General features: G+C 57.4%; 23 protein-coding genes, 1 tRNA gene and 1 other RNA gene. 15 read left to right on the top strand and 10 right to left on the bottom strand.

Annotated features, from left to right (window positions below):
• Positions 1-176: 176 nt before the first annotated feature.
• The 5 genes from ABSG47_RS12715 to rfbB form a co-directional block, all read right to left on the bottom strand.
• Positions 177-827: an arabinan endo-1,5-alpha-L-arabinosidase gene (locus ABSG47_RS12715; protein ID WP_424170064.1), complete on the bottom strand. Its 651-nt coding sequence runs from the start codon at positions 825-827 to the stop codon at positions 177-179.
• 274 nt (positions 828-1101) lie between these two features.
• On the bottom strand, positions 1102-2028 hold the full coding sequence (gene rfbD / locus ABSG47_RS12710) for a dTDP-4-dehydrorhamnose reductase (protein ID WP_424170061.1): 927 nt from the start codon (positions 2026-2028) through the stop codon (positions 1102-1104).
• On the bottom strand, positions 2025-2570 hold the full coding sequence (gene rfbC / locus ABSG47_RS12705; protein WP_424170060.1) for a dTDP-4-dehydrorhamnose 3,5-epimerase: 546 nt from the start codon (positions 2568-2570) through the stop codon (positions 2025-2027). The genes rfbD and rfbC overlap by 4 nt, the downstream gene beginning before the upstream one ends.
• The gene (gene rfbA / locus ABSG47_RS12700; RefSeq protein ID WP_424170059.1) at positions 2567-3463 is read right to left on the bottom strand and encodes a glucose-1-phosphate thymidylyltransferase RfbA; all 897 of its coding nucleotides are present in this window, start codon (positions 3461-3463) and stop codon (positions 2567-2569) included. The genes rfbC and rfbA overlap by 4 nt, the downstream gene beginning before the upstream one ends.
• Positions 3460-4563 (bottom strand): dTDP-glucose 4,6-dehydratase, encoded by a 1104-nt coding sequence (gene rfbB, locus ABSG47_RS12695; protein WP_424170058.1) that lies wholly within the window; start codon positions 4561-4563, stop codon positions 3460-3462. The genes rfbA and rfbB overlap by 4 nt, the downstream gene beginning before the upstream one ends.
• 352 nt (positions 4564-4915) lie before the next feature.
• On the opposite strand from rfbB, the gene ABSG47_RS12690 reads away from it, so the two are divergent.
• Positions 4916-7609, top strand: coding sequence for an SLBB domain-containing protein (locus ABSG47_RS12690; protein WP_424170057.1), 2694 nt, complete (start codon positions 4916-4918; stop codon positions 7607-7609).
• A gap of 96 nt (positions 7610-7705) precedes the next feature.
• Here ABSG47_RS12690 and ABSG47_RS12685 read toward each other — a convergent pair whose 3' ends face one another.
• Positions 7706-8407: a sugar transferase gene (locus ABSG47_RS12685; protein WP_424170063.1), complete on the bottom strand. Its 702-nt coding sequence runs from the start codon at positions 8405-8407 to the stop codon at positions 7706-7708.
• Between the two features lie 1021 nt (positions 8408-9428).
• Positions 9429-9505: transfer RNA gene (locus tag ABSG47_RS12680), tRNA-Pro, on the bottom strand.
• A gap of 181 nt (positions 9506-9686) precedes the next feature.
• Between ABSG47_RS12680 and ABSG47_RS12675 the strand changes: the two genes are divergently transcribed.
• The 5 genes from ABSG47_RS12675 (at position 9687) to ABSG47_RS12655 (ending at position 13689) form a co-directional block, all read left to right on the top strand.
• Entirely contained in the window at positions 9687-10616 is a 930-nt protein-coding gene (locus ABSG47_RS12675; protein ID WP_424170056.1) for a bifunctional 5,10-methylenetetrahydrofolate dehydrogenase/5,10-methenyltetrahydrofolate cyclohydrolase, read from the top strand.
• Entirely contained in the window at positions 10616-11305 is a 690-nt protein-coding gene (coaE, locus tag ABSG47_RS12670) for a dephospho-CoA kinase (protein ID WP_424170055.1), read from the top strand. Before ABSG47_RS12675 ends, coaE begins: the two co-directional genes overlap by 1 nt.
• A 67-nt stretch (positions 11306-11372) precedes the next feature.
• Positions 11373-12521, top strand: a complete 1149-nt coding sequence (locus ABSG47_RS12665) for a S1C family serine protease (RefSeq protein ID WP_424170054.1) — start codon at positions 11373-11375, stop codon at positions 12519-12521.
• A gap of 59 nt (positions 12522-12580) precedes the next feature.
• Complete coding sequence (locus ABSG47_RS12660) at positions 12581-13171, top strand: RcnB family protein (protein ID WP_424170053.1); 591 nt, start codon at positions 12581-12583, stop codon at positions 13169-13171.
• A 221-nt stretch (positions 13172-13392) separates the two neighbouring features.
• Entirely contained in the window at positions 13393-13689 is a 297-nt protein-coding gene (locus ABSG47_RS12655) for an RcnB family protein (protein WP_424170052.1), read from the top strand.
• Positions 13690-13766: 77 nt separating this feature from the next.
• Here ABSG47_RS12655 and ABSG47_RS12650 read toward each other — a convergent pair whose 3' ends face one another.
• Positions 13767-14558 (bottom strand): hypothetical protein, encoded by a 792-nt coding sequence (locus tag ABSG47_RS12650; protein ID WP_424170051.1) that lies wholly within the window; start codon positions 14556-14558, stop codon positions 13767-13769.
• Between the two features lie 30 nt (positions 14559-14588).
• Here ABSG47_RS12650 and ABSG47_RS12645 point away from each other — a divergent pair, with 30 nt between their 5' ends.
• Together ABSG47_RS12645 and ABSG47_RS12640 are read left to right on the top strand one after the other, a co-directional pair.
• Complete coding sequence (locus ABSG47_RS12645) at positions 14589-14906, top strand: hypothetical protein (RefSeq protein ID WP_424170050.1); 318 nt, start codon at positions 14589-14591, stop codon at positions 14904-14906.
• Positions 14907-14916: 10 nt separating this feature from the next.
• A complete protein-coding gene (locus tag ABSG47_RS12640; RefSeq protein ID WP_424170049.1) occupies positions 14917-15861 on the top strand; it encodes a Kdo hydroxylase family protein in 945 nt (314 codons plus the stop codon).
• Positions 15862-15916: 55 nt separating this feature from the next.
• Here ABSG47_RS12640 and rnpB read toward each other — a convergent pair.
• Positions 15917-16352, bottom strand: an RNA gene (rnpB, locus tag ABSG47_RS12635) — RNase P RNA component class A.
• A gap of 225 nt (positions 16353-16577) precedes the next feature.
• On the opposite strand from rnpB, the gene ABSG47_RS12630 reads away from it, so the two are divergent.
• From ABSG47_RS12630 to ABSG47_RS12615, 4 genes are all read left to right on the top strand, one after another.
• Positions 16578-17579, top strand: a complete 1002-nt coding sequence (locus ABSG47_RS12630) for an Ig-like domain-containing protein (RefSeq protein WP_424170062.1) — start codon at positions 16578-16580, stop codon at positions 17577-17579.
• A 172-nt stretch (positions 17580-17751) separates the two neighbouring features.
• Entirely contained in the window at positions 17752-20268 is a 2517-nt protein-coding gene (locus tag ABSG47_RS12625) for an alpha-glucuronidase family glycosyl hydrolase (RefSeq protein WP_424170048.1), read from the top strand.
• Between the two features lie 32 nt (positions 20269-20300).
• Positions 20301-21626: a M24 family metallopeptidase gene (locus tag ABSG47_RS12620; RefSeq protein ID WP_424170047.1), complete on the top strand. Its 1326-nt coding sequence runs from the start codon at positions 20301-20303 to the stop codon at positions 21624-21626.
• Positions 21627-21672: 46 nt separating this feature from the next.
• Positions 21673-22533, top strand: a complete 861-nt coding sequence (locus tag ABSG47_RS12615) for a POTRA domain-containing protein (RefSeq protein WP_424170046.1) — start codon at positions 21673-21675, stop codon at positions 22531-22533.
• Positions 22534-22544: 11 nt separating this feature from the next.
• On the opposite strand, the gene ABSG47_RS12610 is transcribed toward ABSG47_RS12615, so the two are convergent.
• Complete coding sequence (locus ABSG47_RS12610) at positions 22545-23093, bottom strand: GNAT family N-acetyltransferase (RefSeq protein WP_424170045.1); 549 nt, start codon at positions 23091-23093, stop codon at positions 22545-22547.
• A gap of 79 nt (positions 23094-23172) precedes the next feature.
• Between ABSG47_RS12610 and ABSG47_RS12605 the strand changes: the two genes are divergently transcribed.
• The 3 genes from ABSG47_RS12605 to ABSG47_RS12595 all read left to right on the top strand — a co-directional run bounded on the left by ABSG47_RS12605 (position 23173) and on the right by ABSG47_RS12595 (position 25544).
• Complete coding sequence (locus tag ABSG47_RS12605) at positions 23173-23661, top strand: YybH family protein (RefSeq protein ID WP_424170044.1); 489 nt, start codon at positions 23173-23175, stop codon at positions 23659-23661.
• 27 nt (positions 23662-23688) lie between these two features.
• Positions 23689-24027, top strand: a complete 339-nt coding sequence (locus tag ABSG47_RS12600) for a histidine triad nucleotide-binding protein (protein WP_424170043.1) — start codon at positions 23689-23691, stop codon at positions 24025-24027.
• An 80-nt stretch (positions 24028-24107) separates the two neighbouring features.
• Positions 24108-25544 carry a phosphoglucomutase/phosphomannomutase family protein gene (locus ABSG47_RS12595; protein WP_424170042.1) on the top strand — a complete coding sequence of 479 codons (1437 nt, stop codon included), beginning with the start codon at positions 24108-24110 and terminating at the stop codon, positions 25542-25544.
• Positions 25545-25572: the final 28 nt, after the last annotated feature.

The following is a 25572-nucleotide window of genomic DNA, read 5'->3' as shown; positions in this document are numbered from 1 at the left end:
CCTTGAAGATAGGCCAGACTGCGCTCACGCGCTTCCGAGCGCCCAAACAACCCCGCTATGCGATCGTGCGACCGCAACAACTCACGCTTCCAGCCGGATAATCGCCTCTCCATCGCCAACGCTGGAGAACCACGCCCAGAGCACCATCAGACTACCACTTATCTACAACTGTAGTACTAGCCAGCGGGCATTGGCCTTGAGCAACTCCGTTCCGCCACCCTGAAGCAGGGTGTACCGTTCGCATCGAGATACGGGCCAGTGACTTTTTTTGCGCGCCCGACCATGGTGCGATAGGTACTCTTGGTTCCCCGGCAGCAGAGATCGAAGGAGACAAAGAGGTAATAGAAGTGTCCATGATGCACAATGAACGGCGCTTCGATGGCCTGCCAATTCGGAGGTAGGCCGGGCTTGGTAGGCTCAGAATTGGCGGGGCGCGCGCGAGAAGCCAGTGAATAGATGGTGCTGTCGGCAGGATCGAGCTTCCCTGTGGCAGCATCAATCCGCCGCATCTTGATTCCGCTCCAGAAACTTCCAAGGCTCAGCCATGGCTGCCCTTTGCTATCGAGCACGATGTTGGGATCGATTGCATTGAAGTCATCGCTTTCTGTGGATTTCAAAACCAGACCCTCGTCCTTCCACGCATATTTCGGGCTTGATGAGTCAAGGGTCTCGTTCGTCGCCAGCGCGATGCCGGAAGTGTTCACACCGAAGGCTGAATAGGCGTAGTAGAGATGGAATTTTCCGTCGAAGTAGGAGACGTCAGGCGCCCATAGCTCCTTTGTCTGTGGACTGGCCTTGCGAATCCACTCCGGAATCTCATTGAAGATATGGCCGCACAGCTTCCATTCGGTGAGATCGTGCGAACGGCGAACTGGCCACCGCCGGTGGCATGCCCTGTGGCAAAAACATAGTAGGTGCCACCTTCACGTGCGATGGAGGGATCGTGAGTGAACTCGTAATCTCCATGCAGCGCGAGTGCCTGTGGCGCCTGAGCAAAGAGTGCTGGAGAAAGCACGAGAAGAAAGAGAAAGGAGGCTTTGCGAATCCTCTGCATGAGAATGATCTCCATTCGTATTGAATGTTGTAACGATCCTCAACGACTTACAGGCTTGCAGTAGAGCTGTCTTTATCTTGCATACTGAACAGCGTTGCCTGCAACGCAGATTGCCAGTCCGGCAACCGAACTTCGAATGCCTGCTGCAATTTGCGATTCGAGAGAACTGAATTGTGCGGGCGCTGCGCGGGGGTGGGATATTCCGAAGACGGAATGGGAAGAACCTGCGGTTTTGCCCGTTGGAGTAGAGCCAACTCTTCAGCGCGGGCGAAGATGGCCTCTGCAAAGCCGTGCCAGGAAGTTTGGCCCGCACAGCTCATGTGATACAGACCAGACCACTGATCAGCCGCTCCGAACTGCGATGCCAATATACCATCCACGATAGAGCGCGTTGCCTGGGCGAGCGCTTTCGCGGTCGTAGGCGAACCGATCTGATCATTGACAATGCTCAGGCGGTCGCGCTCCTGCCCGAGACGAAGCATGGTGAGCAGGAAATTGCGGCCGTGCGGCGCATAGACCCAGCTGGTGCGAAAGATGAGATGTTTGCCGCCGGCCTGGCGAATGGCTTCTTCACCGGCGAGCTTGGATGCGCCATAGACATTGAGCGGATGGGGCGCATCTTCCTCGGACCATGGGCCGGCGTTTGAGCCGTCAAAAACATAATCCGTGGAGTAATGCACCAGAAGGATATTGCGGTGCGCAGCTTCTTCAGCCAGAATGCGCGGAGCGTGCGCGTTGATAGCGTATGCGAGTTCTGGTTCGGATTCGGCGCGATCGACAGCAGTATAGGCCGCGGCATTCAGAATCAGATCCGGATCTGTAGTACGGATGGCGGCACGCAGTTGCTCTTCTGAGGTTAGATCGGTAGCGCTGCGATCCTGTGCAACGAGCTCTCCTGCGCCGGCGAAGCTGGCCGCGAGTTCATGGCCAAGCTGACCATTTGCGCCCAGCAGCAGGATGCGCGGTCCGCTCATGGAAAAATCTCGGCATCGGAGAGCGCGTTGCCCAACTGATCTTTGGCGGAGACGATGGCATCCTTGTCTGAGACCGGCCACGGAATACCCAACTGGGGATCGTTCCAGACGATTGTGCGTTCACCTTGCGGGCAATAGTAATCGGTCACTTTGTAGGCGAAGCCCGCGGTTTCTGTGAGGGCAGCAAAACCATGTCCGAAGCCGATCGGAATATAGGCTATATGGCCGTTTTCCGCGCTTAACTCCAAAGTGACATGACGGCCGAAAAATGGCGAGCTGCGGCGAAGATCGACGGCAATATCCAGAACGGCGCCTTGCGTTACGCGCACCAGTTTGGCCTGCGGCTGAATGGTCTGATAGTGAATGCCGCGAATTACGTTGCGGTTGGAAACGGAGAAATTATCCTGCACCCAGTGAGTGGGCAGGCCATTGTCTTCAAAACGCTTCAGGTTCCATGTTTCATGAAAGGATCCGCGATTATCGCTGAAGATATTCGGTGTAATAAGCCAAACGCCAGGCAACTCGGTTTCGACCATCTTCATAATCCGCTATCCTCCGCCGCGGGGTAAATCTCATCGCAAAGCGAGAGCAGGTATTGGCCATAATTATTTTTGCGTATGGGGTGTGCAAGGCGCTTCAGATCTTCTGCGCCGATATAACCGAGCCGGTAGGCGATCTCTTCCGGGCAGGCGATCTTGAGCCCCTGCCTGTGCTGAATGGCCTGTACATAGAGCGCTGCTTCAAAGAGCGAGTCATGCGTGCCGGTATCGAGCCAGGCCATGCCGCGGCCCATGACCTGCACGCTGAGCTTGCCGGCTTCAAGATAGAGACGGTTAAGGTCGGTGATCTCAAGCTCTCCGCGCACTGAAGGCCGGAGCGTTGAAGCCATCTCGACGACTCGATGATCGTAAAAGTAGAGGCCTGTGACGGCGTAGTGCGACTTGGGATGCTCAGGCTTTTCCTCAATGCTGACAGCCTGGCCGTTTGTGTCGAATTCGATGACGCCATAGCGCTCAGGATCCTGCACGCGATACGCAAATACCGTGGCACCGTCTTGAATGGCGGCCGCATTTTTAAGCTGCGAGGAGAAGAACTGACCGTAGAAGATGTTGTCGCCAAGCACAAGCGCACACGTGTCGTTGGCGATGAAATCCTTGCCGATGACGAATGCCTGCGCCAGGCCATCGGGATTTGGCTGCACGGCATAGCTCAGGCTCAGGCCCCACTGAGATCCGTTTCCTAACAACTGCGCAAAGCGTCCTGTGTCTTCCGGAGTGGAGATGATGAGAATCTCTCGAATCCCCGCAAGCATGAGCGTGGTGAGAGGGTAATAAATCATCGGCTTGTCGTAGACCGGCAAAAGCTGCTTGGATACCACATGCGTGACCGGGTAGAGACGCGACCCGGAGCCGCCGGCGAGGATGATGCCTTTCATTTCCCTTCTCTCTTTTCGTAGTTACGCTGAATCCACTCCCGATATGCCCCGGTGCGGATATTTTCAACCCATGCGCGATTGGCAAGATACCACTCGACGGTTTGACGCAGGCCCTGTTCAAAGCTAACGGAAGGCTGCCAGCCTAGTTCGCTACGAATTTTTTCGGCATTGATGGCGTAGCGTCGATCATGTCCGGGCCGGTCCTTTACAAAGGTGATTAATTCCTCGTGCTTCCTGGCTGCGGGATGCAGTTCATCGAGCAACGCGCAGATGGTGCGCACCACCTCGATATTTTTGCGTTCACTGTTGCCTCCAACGTTATAGGTCTCACCCAGCCTGCCGTGCTCAAGCACCGTGCGAATCGCCGAGCAATGGTCGCCAACAAAGAGCCAGTCACGCACGTTAGCGCCATCCCCGTAAACCGGCAGCGGCTTGCCCTCAAGCGCATGCAGAATCACAAGCGGAATCAGTTTCTCCGGGAATTGCAGCGGACCGTAATTATTGGAGCAGTTGGTCGTAAGCGCGGGCAGGCCGTAGGTGTGAAAGTAGGCGCGAACCAAATGGTCTGAAGAAGCCTTTGAGGCGGCATAAGGGCTGTTCGGCGCGTAGGGAGTGGTTTCACTGAAAGCAGGATCGTCGGGCGCAAGAGAGCCGTATACTTCGTCCGTGGAGACATGCAGGAAGCGAAATTGATTGCGCCGGTCTTCGTCCAGTGCTTGCCAGTATGCTTTGGTCTCCTCCAGTAGCGTGAAGGTTCCCTGAACATTCGTACGGATAAACTCGCCGGGCGAGACGATGGAGCGGTCCACGTGGCTTTCCGCGGCGAAATGAATCACGGCGCGCGGCTGGTGCTGGGTAAGCAGGGACCGGACAAGCGCGGCGTCGCAAATATCTCCGCGGACGAGAAGATGGCGAGGATTGCCGTTCAGCTCATTCAGATTCGCCGGGTTGCCGGCGTAGGTCTCAAGATCGAGATTGATGACTGCGCCGCCCGCCCGCACCCACTGCAAGACGAAGTTGGATCCGATGAAACCTGCGCCGCCGGTAACCAGAACAGGCTCGTTTGTAGCACTTCTATTCATTCCCGTCGTGTAGGTCATCCCTTTTTCGCGTCTTCGAGCATAGGGCCCAGGCGAATGAGTGCCGCAGCTTGCTATCGGCATGCTACTCGCTTCTATAAGCATCTTATCAGGGCCGCAACTGCCTGCTGCTCATAGCAAAGTGCCCGATTCTGCTATTGCAAGCTATGAGCCCATCCATCCCAAAGTGGCATCAGGCATCTGGCGCTAGCTGCACGAAGCCGTTATCTTAAATAAGGCTTATTGCGGAATACGAGCAACCGGGGCCGATCCGCATGTGTGCAGGGTGGTTTTTCCTGAGAAAATACCCTTAAAAAGGCATACATCCGCGAAGGACAGTCGGAATCCCACAATAGGGCATTAGGATATATTTATGTTGAAAAAGCCGCATTTGTATGTACTTGCAGCGCTTTTGCCGCTTATCGGCTTACCCGCATCGTTTTCGCAGAATTCCACTCCGAATGGCTATCCGTCAGACGGGCAGTCGCCTTACTCATCCTCAGACTGCACTGACCCGGCGGATATTGCCAACGGTAGCTGCGCTCAAAGTCAGCAGGGGAATCAGCAACCGAATGAGCAGCAGCAATTACGAGGTCAGCCGACCGGCACGCAGGGCCCGCAAACGCTAGGTTTTCCGGGGCAGGAGAGCGCAGGACAGGGAAATCTCCTTGGACAGCAGGCATACCGCAACCGGCTGGCGCAACAGTTGCCGCCGGATCAGCCTACAGAGTTTCAGCGTTTTGTGGCGGCTACCACAGGCCAGATGCTTCCTGTTTATGGCGCCAACCTGTTTCGCAACGTTCCCACAACGTTTTCTCCGAATGACCTGGCGCCTGCCACTCCGGAATACGTTATTGAACCGGACGATGAGCTGCGTGTGCGCATCTGGGGGCAGATCAGTTACACGGGCAACCTTTTAGTGGACCGCTCCGGGAATATCTATTTGCCTCAGGTGGGGCAGGTACACGTGGCCGGGCAGCCTTTCTCGGCTCTCGATCTGCATCTGCGCCAGGCGGTGAGTAAAACCTTCCGCAACTTTGATCTCTCGGTTGATCTTGGCCGCATTCGCCAGATGCAGGTGTATGTGACGGGCGTGGCTAGACGCCCCGGCGTTTATACCATCAGCGCAGTCAGTACGCTGGTGGACGCACTGTTTGCCAGCGGCGGACCTGCTCCGCAAGGATCGCTGCGCCATATTGAATTAAAGCGCGCCGGAAAGACGGTAGCGGACTTCGACCTATATGCGCTGCTGGTTCACGGCGATAAATCGCAGGATATGCGGCTTCTGCCAGAGGATGTGCTCTACGTTCCTCCGGCGGGACCTCAGGTGGCAATCACGGGTAGTATCCGCGCGCCCGCCATTTATGAGCTTCGCGAGGGAGATACGCTGGGCGCATTGATTGAGGCAGCAGGGAAGGTCAGCACCACCGCTTCTCAGGCGCGCATCTCCATTGAACGTGTGGACAACCACCAATACCGCCAGGCGATGGAGGCAAGTTTCGATGCGGCTGGTCTCTCAACTCCGCTGGCGGAGGGGGATATTATTCGCATCTACCCCATCGTGCCTGCGTATCAGAAGACAGTCATACTGCGCGGCAACGTCGCTAATCCTGGACGCTTCGGATGGCATGAGGGGATGCATTTGAGTGACCTGATTCCCGACCGGGCTTCGCTGCTGAGCCGTGAGTACTGGTGGCAGCGGAGCCTTCTAGGCCTGCCTGCACCGGAGTTTGAGCCGTTCATTTCTACTCAGCGGAGCCCGACAGGAACGGAGCCCATCCCGTTGCGGGATTCGACTGGAAGAGTACAAAGTCTGCAGTATGGCATCAATCCACTGTACGGTCTGTACGGGTTGCAGGGTAATTCTCAGAATTATCCGCAAAATTTCCAGCAGCAGGCCTACCAGCAGAATTACCAACAGAGTTCTCCGCAGAACTATCCGCAGGGAGTTTTGCAGGATGACCTGCAGAGCAGTCAGCAGCCAGGCAGCGCCAGGCAGGGATCGATGAGCGGCTCCGGGTCTGTTGCCGCGCAGACCTCCCGCGGACTCACGCCCGGAGAGGAAGTCACAATCAGGCGGAATACCGTACGGCTGACACCGCAGGAGATCAATTGGGACTACGCAGTGGTTGAACGCAGCGATCCCAATACGATGAGAACGAGCCTGGTTCCCTTCGATCTGGGCAAGCTCGTGCTGGACCATGATGCGACTCAGAACCTGGCTCTCGAACCGGGGGATACGGTCACCATTTTCTCGCAAAGCGACATTCAGGTTCCTCTGGATGAGCAGACCAAGTATGTAGAACTTGAAGGCGAATTCGTTCACTCGGGCATTTACAGCGTGAGGCCTGGTGAAACACTGCGCGATGTAGCCCGCCGCGCCGGAGGTCTGACCAAGAATGCCTATCTCTACGGCTCGGAGTTCGATCGCGAGTCGACGCGCAAGCTGCAGCAGCAGCGCCTGGATGAATACGTGCAGACGGTCAGTACGGAGTCGAATCGCGGGACGCAGCAGCTTGCTGTTGCGGGCAGCGGCGCATCCAATTCTCTGGATGTAGCGGCCTCGCGGGAGGTGACGCAAGAGTTGATTGGGCGTCTCAGCCAGATTCATGCGACGGGCAGAATTGTGCTGCAGTTCAAGGCGGCCAACCAGACTATCGATGATGTTCCTGCATTGGCGCTGGAGAATGGCGACCGGTTTACTGTGCCTGCTGCTCCGGCGACCATCAATATAGTGGGCGCGGTTTACAACCAGAACTCATTTGTCTATCAGGAACGCCAGACCGTAGGTCATTATCTGCGGCTTGCCGGGGGACCGAACCGCAACGCGGATTCGCATTACAGCTTCATCATCCGCGCCGACGGCTCGGTGGTCAGTTGGCCCACGGTGAGGAAGACCTTTGGCGCGCTGAGTGCGAGCACATTTGATCAACTGCAGTTGAACCCTGGGGATACTATCGTTGTGCCGGATAAGACGCTGCGTATGACCAAATTGCGTAGCTTTATGGACTGGACGCAAGTCTTCTCCCAGCTTGCGCTGGGCGCCGCTGCCATCAATGTTCTATAAGGATTGCAAATCATCACGAAAAAAGACCTCCCGTCTCGGGAGGTCTTTTAGTTTTGCATGCGCCATGCGGGTCGCAATATCACGCATGAATGCGGATCAACAGGCGCCTGCCTGACTCAATACGGCGGATACGGTGCGCGCGAGCAGATAGAAGTCCGTAGTCAGACTCCACGTCTGCATATAGAACGCATCCAGCTTGATTCGCTTTTCGTAATCAAGCTTGCTGCGTCCGGAAACCTGCCACAGTCCCGACAGCCCCGGCGTTGCCGCTAGATAAAACGGGAGCAGGTCGCGGTAGAAGCCGGTTTCAGATTGAATAACGGGTCGCGGTCCCACCAGCGACATTTCACCTCGCAGCACATTGATGAGCTGCGGCAGCTCGTCGAGGCTCCACTTACGCAGAAAACTGCCAAAACGCGTGATTCGAGGGTCAGTTGGGCCGGACTTGCCCTTGGAAAGGCGCCATTGGCTATCCTTACCATCCACGTCGCAGGCCATATTCGCCGAGTCCTTCGCGCGCATGGAGCGAAATTTCCAGATCCGAAAACGGCGGCCTCCGCGGCCAATGCGTTCTTCCCGATAAAAAACCGGTCCTTTTGAGGAGAGACGTACCCCGGCTGCAATTCCTACCAACGGGAGTGCGCAAAACGTGAGCATTACGGACGCGCCGAGAACATCGACAGCTCGTTTAGCGTAACGATAGCGCCAAGACTCCCATGGAACATCCGGGTGCTGTATATATACCGGTTCCGGCAATTGCCATGCCGCATAGGTCTTGCCTTCCTCTGATAAAAGCATGCGTACATGCATGGAAGAAAGATCAGTGGCCACAAACTCTCCTTAATAAATGAACCTTGCTTCCTCGGACGTTCTGCTTTCTTATTTCATCGGTTGCTACACACAAAACAAGAACCCGGTGAGCCATACTTCAGATTGCCGTTTATCTTGCCAACACGATGTTGCTCTTACGCCTTTCCTTGCTTCGCAGAACGATGAGAAGGTTCTTTCATCCCACATGGCCCGTAAAAATCGTTGAAACATTCGTCTTAAACCGTACTTGCAGAAATGCAACAAAAAAAGAGATACCAGTAATGATGACGCAATGCAACTTCATTTCCCAATACGTCACTAAAGTTTGGATTTTTTGTCAATTGCGGATCAGTATATCCTTTATACGATAACTCCGACTCGCTGTGTTGTTTTCATAACGCAATTATAGACATATATAATCAAAAACCAACACGAAATGTGACGGATGAAGAAACTAGTTCCTCAGTTGTTCCGGTGGGTCATAATGGGCCATTTTATTAAAAAATTAATAAAAAATTTAGCCTTTACTCACTCACAGGAGCCGCGGAAAGATGGCTATTCTGTTCTTGAGAACTCGCTATTCAATTGCAGCGCCTGATTTCACGTTAAGCCCGGCGTGAAATCGATTTTCTATTGTCTTGAATTCCAGGATTGCCTGTTGCGCGCCCTCTGATGTCTGCTGAAAAAAGAACACACCCTTGAGAGTTTCGATGGCAGGCTATCCAGCCAGGTTTCCATGCGCCGTTTCCAGTGCCGCCCTGAACCATAAGCGATAATAGGTCTTCCCAGGCTTTGCGCATCCACAACCTTTTCTCCGCCAGCCCTGCATCCACGCCAATCACAGCGCTCCGCAAAAGGGCAATATAACCCATACGTCAGGCTACAAGGAAAGAAGCCGAATGTCCGTGTGCGGCTTCAGCAAAAGGATAAGGACGAGACGCGGAGCGACCTCGTCCGGAGCGCATGAAAATTTAAAGATTTGCGGACAGTCTCAGATCCGCTAGATGAATGGTCGGGGAGAGAGGATTCGAACCTCCGACCCCCTGGTCCCGAACCAGGTGCTCTACCAGGCTGAGCCACTCCCCGAACTTGTTTTGCAGATGCGCTGCCTCAGAATCGCGGCTCCTGGTATGTGCCACAAGGCCCTTCGACGCGCTTTTCTGAGTGTAGCAGAGTTGCGCCCGGTGCGCTTCTAGGCGGGTGAGAACAATCTGCTCCCAGATCAAAGTTCATACGGCAATTTAGGATGAGTGCTGGAGTCTGAACAATGCCAAAGATTCTCGATGGAGCCCCGATTGCGGCTCAGATCAAGCAGGAAGTTGCGGAAGAAGTAAAGGAACTTGCACTGCATGGAGTGCGTCCGGGATTGGCGGCGGTGCTGGTGGGCCATGTGCCGGCTTCGGAGATCTATGTTCGCAGCAAGGTGCAGGCTTGCGAGGAACTGGGGTTATATAGCGATCTGATTACACCGCCCGAGACGGTGACGACAGAAGAGATGCTGGACCTGATTGCGGCGCTGAATTCCCGGGACGATATCGATGGGATTCTTGTACAGCTTCCACTGCCTAAGCAGGTGGATGTGAAGGTGCTGCTGGATGCGGTTGATCCAGCGAAGGATGTGGATGGCTTTCATCCCGTGAATGCTGGACGGCTGCAGGCGGGGCGTCCAGCGCTGGCTCCGTGCACGCCTGCGGGAGTGATTGAGATTCTGAAGCGTAGTGGAATTCCGATCGCGGGCGCGAATGCCGTGGTGGTGGGCCGAAGCGATATTGTCGGCAAGCCGGCGGCGATGCTGCTGCTGCATGAGAATGCGACGGTGACGATTTGCCACTCAAAGACGCGCGACCTGGGCGCAGTCACGCGTGAGGCGGACATTCTTGTTGCGGCGATTGGCCGGCCCGGGTTCGTTACGCCGGAGATGGTGAAGCCCGGTGCGACGATTATCGATGTGGGCATCAATCGCGTCACCGACCGGTCGGAGTTCGAGAAGTTCTTTGCGGGGAATGCGAAGCGTGAGGCTGCATTTGCCAAGCGCGGAAGCGTGGTGATCGGCGATGTGCATCCGGCGGCATTTGAGGTGTCGGGCGCATATACACCGGTTCCGGGCGGCGTGGGGCTGCTGACGATTGCGATGCTGATGTCGAACACCGTGCGGGCTGCGCGGATGAGACGGAATTTGCCGAGGCGCGTACTCTGATGCTTCGCGTGGGTCTGACCGGCGGGCTTGGCAGCGGCAAGAGTACGATTGCGGCGATGCTGCTTAAGCTTGGCGCGCATGTGATTGAAGCCGATGAGATGGGCCGCGTCCTCATGGAGCCGGGACAGGCGGTTTACAACGAAATTGTCCGCGTCTTTGGCCTGCAGGTTGTTGCCGCTGATAGCGGAAAACTTAATCGCGCCAAGCTCGCGGAGCTCGCCTTTCACGGCGGACGCATCCACGAGCTGAATACGATTGTGCATCCCGCAGTGATTGCCGCGCAGCGCGAGTGGATGCAAAGGGTCTTTGCGAATGATCCTCATGCAGTTGCGGTGGTGGAATCGGCGCTCATCTTTGAGGTGGAGCGCGATGCGCGTGCGCGAGGCGAGAGCGAAAGCGTACTGAGCGACTGGCGCAATCGCTTTGACCGCGTGATTGTGGTCACCGCGCCGGATGCGGTCAGGATTGATCGCTATGTGGAGCGCGTGTGCATCGGCAAAGAGGATGTCTGCCGCGAGAGAGCGGTAACCGATGCGCGGGAGCGGATGAGCCGGCAGATTCCGGATGCGGAAAAGGCTGCGCGAGCGGATTTTGTGATTGAGAATGCGGGCGATAAAGCGGCGCTTGAGATGCGGGTGGCAGAAGTGTGGGAACTGCTGAAGGCTGAGAGCCGGCTTGCGGGCGAGTGATTGCAGAAAATTTGGGGTTCATTACAATTTAGATGAAGTTACAAACGACCGTTTTGAGGTACGAGGGATGAGATTGCGCCGGATTTTGTTGATCCTGCTGCTTGTAGGCGGCTTCTGGTATGTGACGGCGCATGTCGCGGGCGATCTGCGCTCGCTGGGACTGCTGAAGACGAGCGGCGGCAAATCGCCGCTGGAGCTGACTGAGGCGCACGCCGCGCCGGAGTATGACTCCGAAGAGCAGAACAATATCGCTATTTACAAGCGGGTGCTGCCGAGCGTGGTGAACATTACGGCGACGAGCCTGACCTTTAATTTTTTTTACGGCGCGGTGCCGCAGCAGGGGCAGGGGTCGGGCTTTGTTCTCGATCGCGCGGGGCACGTGCTGACCAACTATCACGTGGTGGAGCAGGCGAACCGCGGTATTGAGGTGCAGTTGAGCAACAAGCACAAGTATTCGGCGACGGTCGTCGGTTCGGACCGCACGCACGATCTGGCGCTGTTGCAGATCAATGCGCCGAACTTGCAGCCGGTGACGCTGGCCGATTCAACTGATCTGGCGGTGGGGCAGAAGGTGTATGCCATCGGCAATCCCTTCGGGTTGAGCGGAACGATGACGCGCGGAATCATCAGCTCGATCCGGAGCGTGCGCGGCGGTGAAGGCGGCCCGATTGAGGATGCCATCCAGACGGATGCGGCGATCAATCCGGGCAACTCGGGCGGACCGCTGTTGAACTCGCGTGGCGAGGTGATTGGAATTAATACGATGATTGCTTCCAATGGCGCGGAGCAGAGCTCCGGCATCGGGTTTGCGATTCCAATCAACACGGCGAAGGCGGTGCTGGCGGATCTGACGCGGTATGGGCATGTCAAGCGGCCCGCAGTGGGTATACAGGGTGGTTACCCGATTGGGCCGGATCTGGCGCAGGCGATGGATCTTTCAGCGGATTACGGTGTGCTGATTCAGCGGGTGGTTCCGGGCGGCGGGGCGGAGAAGGCCGGACTGCATGGCGGAACGCAGCAGCGTTACCTGGGGAATCAGCCGATTATGACTGGCGGCGATCTGATTGTGGCGATTGACGGCCAGCAGGTGACGGACCCGCAGGACATCAACGCGATGATGGACAAGCATCAGGCCGGCGACACGGTGAGCGTCACGGTGGTGCGCGGACGGAAGCAGATGACGGTCAGGCTGGTGCTGGGTGAAGCAAAAGAATAATTATTTGCGGCAGGGGGGAATCCAAACTACTATGGTTCCGGCAATATGTGAGGGAATCTATGGGGTTCGCACGCAAAATGCTCGCCCGGTCGCTGCTGGCCACGATGATGGCTGGCAGCATGGGGATCGCACAAGGGCCGCCGCCTAACAAGCCTGGCACGCCTACGCCTTCCCAGCGACCGAACAAACCGTCGCGTCCGCCGTCTCAGGGACCAAACCGGCCGCCGAATTCATCGAAACCGCCTGGGCGGCCGGTCAGACCTCCGGCGCAGCCAGGCAGACCGCCTGCTCAGGGGCCGAACCGCCCGCCGAATAGGCCGCCTAATCCGCCGAGACCTGGGCCATCGCGCCCTCCCGGACGGCCGTCACGTCCTGGGCCGCGGCCTCCCGCGCCTCCACCGCATCAGTGGCGTCCGCCCAGACCTCCGGGAGGAGGCGGGCCTTACGTTCGCCATGACCAATGGCGGAGAGGATACCGCTTGCCGCCTGATTACTGGCGTAGGGGCATGGTGATCAACGATTGGCACCACTATCACCTGGTTCAACCGCCATACGGGTACGAGTGGCGGTATATCGACGGGAACTTTGTGCTGGCTGCGGTGGCGACGGGAATTATTTCCTCGATCATTATTGCGGCGGCGATGCAGTAGCAGTAATTTGAGGCTGAATAGAAATCCCAGCGCCGCAAAGGTGCTGGGATTTTTTTGCGCGACGCCGAAAAGAACTTATCTGCTTTTACCTACATGCGTTTACGCATAAGTTAAAGAGCAGGCAGATTTCCGCATGAGATTCCACAGGGCAACACAGACACAATTCTGAGAATCTAATGGCGATGGAAGTACGTAGATTACTTACAGGAGAATCAGAATCTATGCATCGTATTCAAAAACTTGCCGCTATTCCGTTGCTGGGAATTGCTCTTATGGGAACCCAGGCAGTTATGGCCCAGGATCACCCCGACAACAGTCATTATGTTCACCATGCTGAGTGGAAGAAGGGATCTCACATGAAGCAGGAGGACTGGGGCCGTGGAGACCACATCGACAACTGGAAACAGTACAAGCTGCGCCAGCCACCGAGTGGTTATGAATGGCGTCGCGTAGACGGCAATTTCGTGCTGGCCGGGTCATCCACCGGAGTGGTTTCCATGGTGGTTGTAGCGCACTAAAGCCTCGGATTGCCACGCGCAAAGTAAAAAAGTAAAGCGGCTGCCGGTAACTCCGGCAACCGCTTTTATTTTGCTGGCTAACCTTTGCGGCGGTAGAGTATCTGGAACTCGTAGCCGGGGTTGGCGGGGAAGAGATTAGCGATGTGGCGGAGCCGCTCCGCAAGGGCCGGCGCTGCAAGGAGCGGGTACTCGCGCTCGCGCAAGTCGTGGTAGTCGAAGTCGACTGTGAGAGCAAGCATGTAGATGGCAAGCGCGTCTGAAAATGTTGCCTCGGCATACTGGATGCGGGCCTGCTCGTCTGTCATCGGCTTGCTGTCATGGGCGCGCTGGTGATCGCCGTCGGCGAGCCTTGAGGCGAGTCCAGAGTTCAGCGCGCGGCGGCGGGATTCCCAGGCGTCCACACTGGTTTCTCCGCGGACCTGGGCCTCGGCCTGCGACCAGACAAGATCGCCGAAGCTGGCGGGAACGCCGGCGGCGTCGACGAAGTTGTGCGCAACGTTGATAAAGAACTCGAAGGCGAGGCCAAAGCGGTCTTCGACGAGACGCGTTGAGAGAAAGACAGCGTCTGTTGTTCCTAAGCTGGCGTTGCGATGGCAGACGGCGCGGTCGCCGAGATCGACTGTGTAACCGGGAGCGATGAGGGTCTCGCCTGTGTCTGCGATAGCGAGCGGCACAAAGTAGTAGGTGCGGCGTGCGAGCGCGTCGGACATGGAGGCCGGAACGGCGCTGACAAGGCGTTCGAGATCCGATTCCGGGAGACGCGTTTCTCCCCACGACGTGTAGCGGATGCCATTCGCAGCGGTCGAGACGTTGGCCTGCAAGGCCACCTTCTCCGCCTGCCACAATTCAATCTGAGCGCTCGATGTCATACAGAACTTGTATTCTAGATGAGTGACCCTATGACGGCGATACAACAGACAGAATTTCGGCAACCGGGCGGTGGCCAAAACGGCGGCGGCAGGATTTTTGGATTTCCGCTGAAGGGCTTTGGCCTCTTCAGCAGTCTGCTGCTCTCGTTTGCTTCGGCGATCATTACCTTTTGCGTGACGACGATGGTGGCGATCTTTTCGCTGCTGGCGTGGCGGATGGCAGGACACCCAGGAGTGGATTTTGCGATGAGCTACCGCGATGTGGGCTTTCCTGCGGCGATGGTGGTGCTCGCGCTGGCTCTGCCATTCTTCCTGACGCTCTGGGTTCGAGCCAAGTTCATAAAGTAGAGGCGAGTGGATGCCTGTCTATTCGATTTCCCGGGATGAGCTCGATCGAGCGCTGGCGGCCGGCAATGGCGGAGAGCCGATTCGCGCCCAGATTCAAAAGTGGTGCGCGGCGCTTGAGGCCGGACAGATTGTGTACTTTCCCCAGACGCCGGTGCCGATCCCGGAAGGCGACCTGAAGACGCTGCTCACGGGCGAGCAGACCGATAGCCGGTTGCATAAAAACATTGCGTACAAGCCGAACCGCGACGAGCTGACCGGCGTGGATGAGAAGACTTCGCCCCCGGAGGCTGTGCGCGAGCTGCACGCGATCATGCGGCGCTATTCGGCAAGCGTGGAAGAGTTTTTAACGCGATTTCTGGCGCCGTACCAGCACAGATGGACTCTCGATTACGCGAGCTACCGGCCCATTGAGGAGCATGGGCGCGATCTGAGTGTGCGGAAGCGAAATGATCTGCTGCACACAGATGCGTTCCCGACGCGGCCCACAAAGGGCTGGCGGATTCTGCGCTTCTTTCACAACATTCATCCCACGCGGACACGGGATTGGGTGACGGGCGAGCCATTTGCAAAAGTTGTCGGACAGTTTGCGCCGGGAAAAATTGCGGTTCCGCAGCCGGATAGTGGTTTGGCGCGTGCTGGAAAACAGATTGCGCAGGCGGTGGGGCTGGATAAAGCTGTTCCCCAATGGAAGCGGACTCCGTATGACGAGTTCATGATGCAGTTGCACAACACCATGAAGGAAGATGCGGCTTTTCAGGCTGAATGCGTGCGCGAGGAAGTGCGCTTCGCGCCGGGTTCAAGCTGGATGGTGTACACGGAAACGGTGCCGCATGCCGTGCTTGCCGGACAATATGCGCTGGAGCAGACGTTCCTGGTGGACCCGGCAGCGATGGTGACGCCGGAGTCGGCTCCCGTGGCGGTTCTGGAAAAGATGGCCGGGGCCAAATTAGTTTAAGCGCTGCAAAATGGCTCGGCCCCGTCAGGGATTACCTGAGCGGGGCCGATCATCAACAGCAAGAGGACTCGTAAGCCGAATTCTGTTTATGCGGTCATTCCTCTAGGCGAAGCGTTACCGCTTACGCTCATCAGCGACCTACCCGGAGGTTTCGGCAATGGCTCGAACCGCCTTGCCGCATCGGGCCGATGCGGAGCGCGCCGTGGCTCTTTTAGCGCGCTTTCCTCCCTATTTGGTCTTGCTCCGTGTGGGGTTTACCCTGCCTGCCCCGTTACCGTGACAGCGGTGCGCTCTTACCGCACCTTTTCACCCTTACCGGACTGGCCGCGAGGCCACTCAGGCGGTATCTTCTCTGTGGCACTGGCCGTCCACGGGCCTTGACGCCCGCGTCCCGGACGTTATCCGGCACACTGCCCTGCGGAGTTCGGACTTTCCTCCCCCGGCTACCTCGCTTGCGCTCGGTCTCCGGCAGCGACCGCCCGGTCCTCCTGCCAGTTGCTAGTGTACCGGAAATGCGGGGATAAGGGACAAGGGATAAGGCATCAAGATACTTCCGGATTGCGTGCTGATACGTCCAATGCTTATCCGTAAGCTGTAATTGCCGGAGATAGGGTTCGCCGCACCGCAGGCAGTCCGATACAATGGTTTCATTCGGCTGGTAAGCAGAAATAAGTGAGATTTTTTTGAGAATGCTGGAGCAGGCACACGTGAGAGGTATGATTGGCCGCGGTCTGCGGCTTATGTTGGCGGGGGCATTGAGCGTTACGGGGACCGTGGCGCTGGCCGGGGTTCCCGGCGGACGATCTTTGTCCGCTGAGGTGGTGACCGCGACGGATTCCCCCATCACACAGACGAGTCTTGAGGCCCACACTCGTATCGCGAGCCGCAATGGGAGCAATCTCACGCAGGGGGTCTTTTCTGTCTCCGTGACGGGAGAGGACGGTAAGGCAGCCGCGGGCACGGTGACGCTGGAGGACGGCGGCAAGCCGCTTGCCGCCGCGGTGTTGAATGCCTCGGGGCAGGCTGAGATTACGCTGGATATGGCCGCGGGCACGCATACGCTGCGCGCCGTCTATTCAGGCGATGTGGCTCATGCTGGATCGAGCTCTGCGACCGCGCAGGTGACGGCAGACGCTACCGGAACGCCGGATTTCCAGGTGGCGGTGAACCCGGCTGCAATGACACTCACGGCGGGACAGAACGGAAACGTGGTTGTGTCGCTGACGCCGGTAGATGCGAGCGCACTGACCGGGCCGATGTTTGTGACGCTTTCCTGCTCAGGTTTTCCGGACCAATCCTCATGTACGTTTACGCCGCAGAATGTGCAGATTCTGCCGAATACGACGGCGGCGGTGACGAGCGATATGGTGATTGCCACGCAGACTACCGGAACGCGTGGAGCTTCAGCAAAGCGCAGCAATGGCATGGCGCTGGCGATTCTGCTACCCGGCGCGGCGGGGTTGATGGGGTTGGCCTTTGGAGCGCGCAAGCGCGGCTGGGCACGGCTGATGCTGATTGCGCTGGTGGGCATGGGAACTTCGCTGGGCATGTCGGCTTGCTCGCCGCTGTACGACTTCTACAATCACGGGCCGAACGTTAACCTGCCTACGCCGGCGGGGACCTTCCAGATGCTTGTGACGGCTCAGTCGAGCAACGGCGTCACAGCGATAACGCACCCAACGCAGTTTGTGCTGACGGTGAATCCAGCTTCCAACTAATATCGAACGGATGGAAGAAAGGCCGCGCGCCGTGCGCGGCCTTTTTATTTTGATTGAGTATTCCGATTCGGTGCAGCCGGGAGCGCTGGACTAGAATTCTTCTGCGATGAGAAAAGCGATTTATTGGGGAGTTTTTCTGGCCCTGGCAGCGTCATCAGCTGCGGGCGCTCAGATGGCTGATGAGAACGCGGCGAGGGCTTGGCTGAAACCCAACCCATTGCCGCAGGGCGTACACATCCCTGGCCACATTATTCCGCTGGGCAATGGAGACGTGGAGAGCAAAGCGGCTGAGGTGCTGGCTCATGGGCTGAAGCTGAGCGCGCCTGTTGAGCAGGGGCCGCAGATTCATGGCATTGTGGTGGGAACGGATGTCGAGATGCGGAAGGCGTTTCCGGATCGCAGCCCCAATGCGCCGCAAGGCAAAATTGCGATTCACAATGATCTGAAGCGGAGCCCTGAGTGGAGTGCGTCTGCTGCGTGGGCGCCTGCGAACCAGGGCTTCTCCGTCTATCGCGGTACGCAGCCAGGCTCCGACGCGATCTTTATTACTTCTCCCACTGAGCAGGGGCTGCTTTACGGCGCGTTTGCGCTGCTGCGAACGTTCGCGACAGGGAACGATATTCCTGCCGGCGGCATTCATGAGACGCCGGTGATGGCAATTCGCTGGGTGGATGAGTGGAACAACGCGGACGGTTCGATTGAGCGCGGTTATGCAGGGCGGAGCATCTTTTTCGATGCGGGCCATGTGCGCGAGGACCTGGGCCAGGTCAGCGAGTACGCGCAGTTGCTGGCTTCCGTCGGGATCAATGGATGCAATGTCAACAATGTGAACAATGCTGCCCCGTTTCTGCAGCCGGAGATGCTTGGTGGAATAAAGCGCATTGCCGATACGATGCGGCCGTGGGGCGTGCGGGTGGCGCTGAGCGTGGATATTGCCAGCCCGCAGAAGATCGGCGGCCTGACGACCTACGATCCGCTGGACTCGGCGGTGATTGCGTGGTGGAAGGCGAAGATAGATGAGATTTACAAGCTGATTCCGGACTTTGCGGGATTTACCGTGAAGGCGGATAGCGAAGGGCAGCCGGGACCGGCGAGCTATGGACGCACACCAGCCGATGCGGCGAATCTGCTGGCGAATGCATTGGCTCCGCATGGCGGCGTGGTGATGTATCGCGCGTTTGTTTATAACCATCACCTGGACTGGAAGGACCCGAAGGCGGATCGTGCGCGGGCTGCGTATGACATCTTTCATCCGCTGGATGGGAAGTTTGCTGCGAACGTAATCGTACAGACCAAGGAAGGGCCAATTGACTTTCAAACACGAGAGCCGGTTTCGCCGCTGTTTGCAGGGTTGACGCAGACAAGCCAGACGATGGAGGTGCAGATCACGCAGGAGTACACGGGGCAGCAGCGGCACATGGTGTATTTAGCGCCGATGTGGAAGCAGGTTCTCGACTTTGACATGCGGGCCCAGGATTCGTCGGGTCAGGCTCGCTCGACGCCGGTGAAGGAGATTCTTGCGGGCGAGAGTTTCCATCGGCCTATTGGTGGCATGGTGGGCGTTTCCGGTATTGGGCAGCAGTGGCTTGGGTCGCCGCTGGCGATGGCAAACCTGTATGCCTTTGGGCGGCTGGCGTGGAATCCGAATCTGAAGCCGGCCCTGATTGCTGAAGAATGGACTCGGCAGACGATCAATAATGATCGGGTTGTGGTGAGCACTGTGCCGAAGATGCTGATGCGGAGCTGGCCTGCGTATGAGCATTACACCGGGCCGCTGGGCATGCAGACATTGACGGATATTACGGGCTCGCACTACGGCCCGAATATCGAGGCTAGCGAGAACAACGGCTGGGGCCAGTGGCACCGCGCAGATGCGCAAGGCGTGGGCATGGATCGCAGCATGGCGACAGGCACGGGATTTGCGGGGCAGTATCCGCCGGAGGTTGCGAAGATGTATGAGAACGCCGCGACGACGCCGGATGAGCTCTTGCTCTTCTTTCATCACGTGCCCTATACCTACAAGCTGCACAGCGGGAAGACGGTTATTCAGTACATCTATGACAGCCACTACCAGGGCGCGGAAGAAGCGGCCGAACTGGGGCGCGAGTGGGCGACGCTGAGAGGAAAGATTGACGACGGGCTAAACCACGATATGGCGGCGCGACTCGACTATCAGGCTGGGCATGCGATTGTATGGCGCGATGCGATTGTGCAGTACTTTCTCAAGCTGAGCGGCATCCCCGATGAGCATGGCCGTGCAGGGAAGTTTCCGGGACGGCTGGAGGCGGAGGAGGCGAAGCTGACAGGCTATACGGTGGTGGATGTGAAGCCGTGGGAGGATGCTTCGCGCGGCAAGGCGGTAACATGCGCTGTAGAAAGCGGCTGCACAGCGGAGTGGACGTGGACTGGAGCAGCAGGAACTTACTACTTGGCCGCTCAGTACTTCGATCTCGCTGGCGGAGTGGCGCATTTCACCATCCTGCATAATGGCCAGCCGCTGGTGAGCTGGAAGGCCGATGCTCAGTTGCCCACGCCACGGCTGCATGGGGATAATTCGGTGCGGTTTACATCGCCAGGAATGGATTTGAAGCCAGGCGATACGATCACCATCGAGGGTGTGCCGGATGAAGGCGACCCGGCGGCTCTGGACTACATCGAGATCATCGAAGACCCTGGCATTATTCTGTAAACTCTATATCGTCTTCCCTTTTCAGGAGAACTATGTCTTTCTCACGCCGCCGTTTTCTCTCGACCACTGCCGGAGCCGCCGTTGCCGCATCTGCAGCACCGCTCGCGATTGCCCACGCCGAATCCGGCGCAGCACAATCGAGTTCCCAATCATGGCCTGAGATACAGAGCCTCCCAAAGCTCGCCGGCCAGTCGCGCCCATTCACCAATGCGGAGCGGTTGGCACGGATTGATCGCGCAAAATCATTGATGGCGGCAAACAAGATCGATGCAATTGTGCTGACGGGTGGAACTTCGTCTGTTTACTTTGCGGATCTGCGGCTTTACGGCAGCGAGCGGCTGTGGGCGCTGGTGATTCCTGCAAAGGCGAAGCCGTTTCTGGTGGTTCCGGCGTTTGAAGAGGGCCGCGCGAGGGAGATTCTGGAAGCGGGGCCGTTTGGTAAAAATGCCGATGTGCTGACGTGGCAGGAAGACGAGAGCCCTTTTGTGCTGGTGGGCAAAGGGCTGCGCGACCGTGGGATTGCTACGGGAACATTGGGTGTTGATGAGAATACGAAGTTTGTTTTTTCGGATTCGATCCGCGCTGCGAACCCGCATTTGACGATGGTTTCTGCGACACCAGTAACCGCGGGCTGCCGCATGATCAAGGATGCGCATGAGATTGAGTGCATGCGGCTGGCCTGCAAGGCGACACTGCTGGTGTATCGAGCCGTGGCAAAGTCCGTGCGTCCAGGTATGACGAATGCGGATGTGGAGAAGCTGGTGCAGCTGGGATACCGGCAAGTTGGTTTTGTGGGCGAGGCGTCACTGAATATCGATGAGTTTACGGCGGTGCCGCATGGCTCGCCCAAGCCGCAGACGCTGAAGGACGGATCGATTTTGATGCTCGATGACGGCTGCATGGTGGAGGGCTATACGTCCGATATTACGCGGACCTTTGTGCTGGGCAAGGCGACCGACAAGATGAAGAAGGTATTTGATCTTGTGAAGGCGGCACAGACGGCGGCGTTGAAGACGGCTCGGCCGGGCGTGGTGACGGGCGATGTGGATGCTGCGGCGCGCAAGGTGATTGTGGATGGCGGCTATGGACCGGCGTTCGCGTACTTTACGCATCGCGTGGGGCATGGCATCGGCATGGACATGCATGAGTGGCCGTATTTTGTGAAGAACGATATGTATGGGTGGGACCTTGCGCCGAAACTGAAGGCGCACATGACCCTGAGTGATGAGCCGGGTGTGTACATCAAAGGCGAGTTTGGCGTTCGGCTGGAGGATGATCTGCTGGTGACGGAGAATGGCGCGGAGTTGCTGACGCCGCAGAGTCCGTCGATTGAGGATCCGTTTGGGGGGATGGAATAGGCTCAGACCTTCCGTGCGATCGCTCGTCCATAGACCGGGGAGATTCATGCATGTAATCAGCCAAACCCCGTCGAGCGCGCTGAGCCGCATTGCTCTGCTACTTCTTATCGCGTTTGCCGCCGAAGCTCGAACACAGGCGCAGCTTCAGGCTCATCAGGACATGTCTCTTCCACCGAACACCTCGGTGGTGATTCATAAACTGATGATTCTCTCCTCTGATCTTCCGGAAGCCAGACGGAAGCAGATCATTACTGCGTATGAAGGCCGCGGCTATCGTCCACAGGAGTTCGCTGAGAAAGTCCGACAGGTTCTGCGCGACGACGGCTACTACAATGCTGTTGTCGAGGACCCGTTACTAACCGGCGTTGGCAATATTGATAAAGCCTGGAGCGCTGATGTGACCCTTCATGTTTCTGCGGGCGCGCAATATCGGCTATCGGAAATTCATTTTGCACATGTTTCGGTATTTACCCCGGCATTGCTTCGAGAGCAGTTTCACATAGAGCAGGGTGGTTTATTTAGCGCGACGGCTATAAGCCGTGGGCTTGAACGGGTAAAGAATCTCTATGTCGAAGATGGCTATGTTCGCTTTGGGGCCATCCCCACACCGCAGATCGACGAGGCCGGTCACACAATAGTTTTGACAGTTGATGTAGATGAAGGTCGACCCTCTAATTTCGGAAGCTTGATTTTGCAAGGGCGAGAACCGCGCCCGGACGCATCGAAACGATTGCTTGCTACATGGACTTCGGGAATGGAAGGGAAACGCTACAGCCTCACCGTGCTCAAACATTGGCTATCGGTTAACGCGCCTTGGTGGTCTGATACACCGGAAGGGATGTTGTATATCGCAGACCTTCCGAGTTCCAGCCCACAACGGATCGACATTCGGCTTGAATTTCCTTAGCAAGCGGATCGTTAAGCGCTCTTGACCATCTTCACGATGGGTAGCGCATCGCCATTCCATAGCGGGACTTTGATGCGTTCGACTTCGACGTAGCCTTTGAGCGTGTAGAGCGGGATGCCGGTGAGGGTGGAGCCCATCTCGAAGTGATGAAAGCCCGCAGCGCGGGCGGCTTTTTCTACTGTTGCGAGAATGAGTGAGCCGAGACCGCGACGGGCGAAGTCTGGGTGAACAAAGATGGCGCGGACTTTGGCTGCGTCAGTTGCGGGGTTGAGCAACTCCGGTTCGCGCCCCGGGCCGCGGTCTGCGCCGAAGAGGGTTTTACGCTTTGACCATCCGCCGCAGGCTGCAATTCGATTTTCTTTCGAAAGCTCAGCGATGAAGTAGGTCTGATCGGTGATGAGCTGCGTGTCGATGCCGAGCACGGTGCCGAGCGCGCCTTCGATCTGTGATGGCGTGTAGTCCTTGGCATGCAGGCCATGCACAGAGGCCTCAATGAGCGCATGCAAGGCGGGAATGTCGGATGATGTGGCAAGGCGCAGCTTGAACTCAGAAAACTCCATATAAATCCTGAATGATTGAATGCAGAGACCGTGAATCATTGTAAGCTGAAAGCGACTTTCCCTGATGGAGGACCATCTTATGAAATCAGCTCTGCTTGCTGTTGTACTTTTGGGGTCGTGCTGCACAATTCTGAGCGCGCAAACCACGCCCGCCGCAAATCCTTCAGCCGCGGAGACTGCCAAAGCTGAATCGAGCATCCGCGAGGCCATTAAAGCGCAGGCCGATGCGTGGAATCGCGCGGATGTGGATGCGTTCATGCAAAGCTATGAGGATTCGCCGGACACGACATTCATTGGTATGACTCTGCGCAAAGGCTACAAGCCGATTCTGGAGCGATATAAGCAGAACTACACTACCCCGGAGCAGATGGGAAAGCTGAGCTTTACCGATCTGGACATACGGCTGCTGCCGGGCGCATGCGGCAAAGCTGAGCTGGCGCTGGTGACGGGGAAGTTTCACCTGGAACGCACGGCCAAGGGTGAAGCAAAGAAGGATGACGGCATCTTCTCGCTGGTGTGGCGCAAGGGGCCAACAGGGTGGAAGATCATTCTGGATCACACGAGTTGAGCGCGACGCTGCTGTAAACTGACCACAATGAGCTGCCTCTTTTGCCAGATTATCGAAGGAAGCATTCCGAGCACGGCTGTGTACCAGGATGAGCAGTGCTATGCCTTTGCGGACATTCACCCGCAGGCACCGGTGCATATTCTCATTGTGCCGCGCGTACACATTGCCTCGCTGGCGCAGACGGGGCATGCGGACGCGGCGATGCTGGGGCATCTGATGGTTGTGGCAGCGGAGATTGCGCGCGATAAGGAGCTTGATGCGGGGTATCGCGTGGTGGCCAATACCGGTTCCGATGGCGGGCAGACGGTGGGGCATCTTCATTTACATCTGCTGGGTGGACGCGGACTTGCTTGGCCTCCGGGATAACGCCTCTGTTGCGGGATAAAACTGCATCAAACTGTATGCTGCTTTTACAAGATTAGAGACACGGAGAGAAATAAATCCTGATGCCTCATCCCCAAATCAAGTTCGGCACCGACGGCTGGCGTGGCATTATTGCTGACGACTTTACCTTTGCGAATGTCCGCACAGCGGCGGAGGCTGTTGCCGCATATGTCCATGCCAAAGAAGATCCGGCGAAGGGGCTGTGCATTGGTTATGACACGCGCTTTGGATCGAAAGCCTTTGCGCGGACGTGTGCAGAAGTAGTGGCGGCCACGGGGATCCCGGTGTTGTTGGCGGATCGCATTACACCAACACCGGCGCTGAGCTTTGGCGTGCGTGGGCGCAAGGCTGCGGGCGGCATCATGATTACTTCTTCACACAACCCGGCGCAGTGGAATGGCGTAAAGTACAAAGCCTGGTATGGCGGCTCAGGTAAGCCTTCCATCATTGCGGAGATCGAGAGCTTTCTCGGGACGCCGGTGGCGAAGGCCGCTATGCCTGCTCCGATTACGGAAGTGAATTTTTTGCCGGATTATCTGACGGCGATTGAGAACTTCGCCGATCTGGGACTGATTGCAAAGAGTGGTATGAAGTTCGCTGTGGACTCGATGTATGGCGCTGGCGGAACGATCCTCTCAGAGATATTTACGCGGATCGGTGTGGAGCATGTGCAGATTCGCGGCGAGGCGAACCCGCTATTTCCGGGGATCAATCCGGAGCCTATAGAGCCGCATATTCGCGCACTGGGTGAAGCGGTGGTGGCGCACGGTTGCCAGGCGGGACTATGCACGGACGGCGACGCGGACCGCATTGGCGCGACGGATGAGCATGGGAATTTTGTGGACCCGCATAAGATTTTTTCCGTGCTGCTGAGCTGGGTGCTGAAACGCAAGGGCTGGCCGGGAGCGGTGACGCGCGCTTTCAATACGACGAAGATGCTGGACCGGATTGCTGCGAAGTATGGGCGTGAGCTGATCGAGCATGGGATTGGTTTTAAGTACGTCTGCGACCTGATGTTGGAGCGCGAGATTGTGATGGGCGGCGAGGAGTCGGGCGGCATTGGCTTTCAGAGGCACTTGCCGGAGCGCGACGGCCTGCTGAATGCGCTGCTGCTGGCAAATGTGATGGCCGAGGAAGGCAAGACGCTGGGGCAGCTTGTGGCGGATCTGCAGGCTGAGTACGGCGAACATCATTATGGGCGCATCGATCTGCGTATTCCCGACGAGATCAAGAATGGTGCGATTGCGCGAGCGAAGGCGCTTAAGACGGGCGATGTTGGTTTTGCGGGGATGAAGATTCTGCGGCAGGAGACGCTGGATGGGGTGAAGTTTTATCTCGACAATCCCGAAGCCGCAACGAAGCCGAATGCCGCGGAGACCTGGATTCTGTTGCGCGCCAGCGGCACGGAGCCATTGATGCGCATCTATACCGAGTCCACCTCGCCGGAGAATGTGAAGAAGCTGCTGGAGTCAGCGCGGGAGTTTGCGCTGGCAAGTTGAGCGCGTAGCAGGAGGCACGGATGTTTAT

Source organism: Occallatibacter sp. (assembly GCF_049510455.1).
In the GTDB taxonomy this organism is placed as follows: Bacteria; Acidobacteriota; Terriglobia; order Terriglobales; family Acidobacteriaceae; genus Telmatobacter.
Note: the sequence above shows the minus strand (reverse complement) of the source record. Positions and strands in the feature narration are given on the sequence as shown.

Coding starts and splice junctions, on each gene's coding strand:
- rfbD (WP_424170061.1), bottom strand. CDS start 2,028: ATGAGCGGACCGCGCATCCTGCTGCTGGGCGCAAATGGTCAGCTTGGC.
- ABSG47_RS12620 (WP_424170047.1), top strand. CDS start 20,301: ATGTCTTTCTCACGCCGCCGTTTTCTCTCGACCACTGCCGGAGCCGCC.
- ABSG47_RS12600 (WP_424170043.1), top strand. CDS start 23,689: ATGAGCTGCCTCTTTTGCCAGATTATCGAAGGAAGCATTCCGAGCACG.
- ABSG47_RS12650 (WP_424170051.1), bottom strand. CDS start 14,558: ATGACATCGAGCGCTCAGATTGAATTGTGGCAGGCGGAGAAGGTGGCC.
- ABSG47_RS12655 (WP_424170052.1), top strand. CDS start 13,393: ATGCATCGTATTCAAAAACTTGCCGCTATTCCGTTGCTGGGAATTGCT.
- ABSG47_RS12645 (WP_424170050.1), top strand. CDS start 14,589: ATGACGGCGATACAACAGACAGAATTTCGGCAACCGGGCGGTGGCCAA.
- ABSG47_RS12640 (WP_424170049.1), top strand. CDS start 14,917: ATGCCTGTCTATTCGATTTCCCGGGATGAGCTCGATCGAGCGCTGGCG.
- ABSG47_RS12625 (WP_424170048.1), top strand. CDS start 17,752: ATGGCTGATGAGAACGCGGCGAGGGCTTGGCTGAAACCCAACCCATTG.
- ABSG47_RS12595 (WP_424170042.1), top strand. CDS start 24,108: ATGCCTCATCCCCAAATCAAGTTCGGCACCGACGGCTGGCGTGGCATT.
- ABSG47_RS12675 (WP_424170056.1), top strand. CDS start 9,687: ATGCCAAAGATTCTCGATGGAGCCCCGATTGCGGCTCAGATCAAGCAG.
- ABSG47_RS12660 (WP_424170053.1), top strand. CDS start 12,581: ATGGGGTTCGCACGCAAAATGCTCGCCCGGTCGCTGCTGGCCACGATG.
- rfbC (WP_424170060.1), bottom strand. CDS start 2,570: ATGAAGATGGTCGAAACCGAGTTGCCTGGCGTTTGGCTTATTACACCG.
- ABSG47_RS12630 (WP_424170062.1), top strand. CDS start 16,578: ATGATTGGCCGCGGTCTGCGGCTTATGTTGGCGGGGGCATTGAGCGTT.
- ABSG47_RS12665 (WP_424170054.1), top strand. CDS start 11,373: ATGAGATTGCGCCGGATTTTGTTGATCCTGCTGCTTGTAGGCGGCTTC.
- ABSG47_RS12605 (WP_424170044.1), top strand. CDS start 23,173: ATGAAATCAGCTCTGCTTGCTGTTGTACTTTTGGGGTCGTGCTGCACA.
- rfbB (WP_424170058.1), bottom strand. CDS start 4,563: ATGACCTACACGACGGGAATGAATAGAAGTGCTACAAACGAGCCTGTT.
- ABSG47_RS12610 (WP_424170045.1), bottom strand. CDS start 23,093: ATGGAGTTTTCTGAGTTCAAGCTGCGCCTTGCCACATCATCCGACATT.
- ABSG47_RS12615 (WP_424170046.1), top strand. CDS start 21,673: ATGCATGTAATCAGCCAAACCCCGTCGAGCGCGCTGAGCCGCATTGCT.
- coaE (WP_424170055.1), top strand. CDS start 10,616: ATGCTTCGCGTGGGTCTGACCGGCGGGCTTGGCAGCGGCAAGAGTACG.
- ABSG47_RS12685 (WP_424170063.1), bottom strand. CDS start 8,407: ATGCTTTTATCAGAGGAAGGCAAGACCTATGCGGCATGGCAATTGCCG.
- ABSG47_RS12690 (WP_424170057.1), top strand. CDS start 4,916: ATGTTGAAAAAGCCGCATTTGTATGTACTTGCAGCGCTTTTGCCGCTT.
- rfbA (WP_424170059.1), bottom strand. CDS start 3,463: ATGAAAGGCATCATCCTCGCCGGCGGCTCCGGGTCGCGTCTCTACCCG.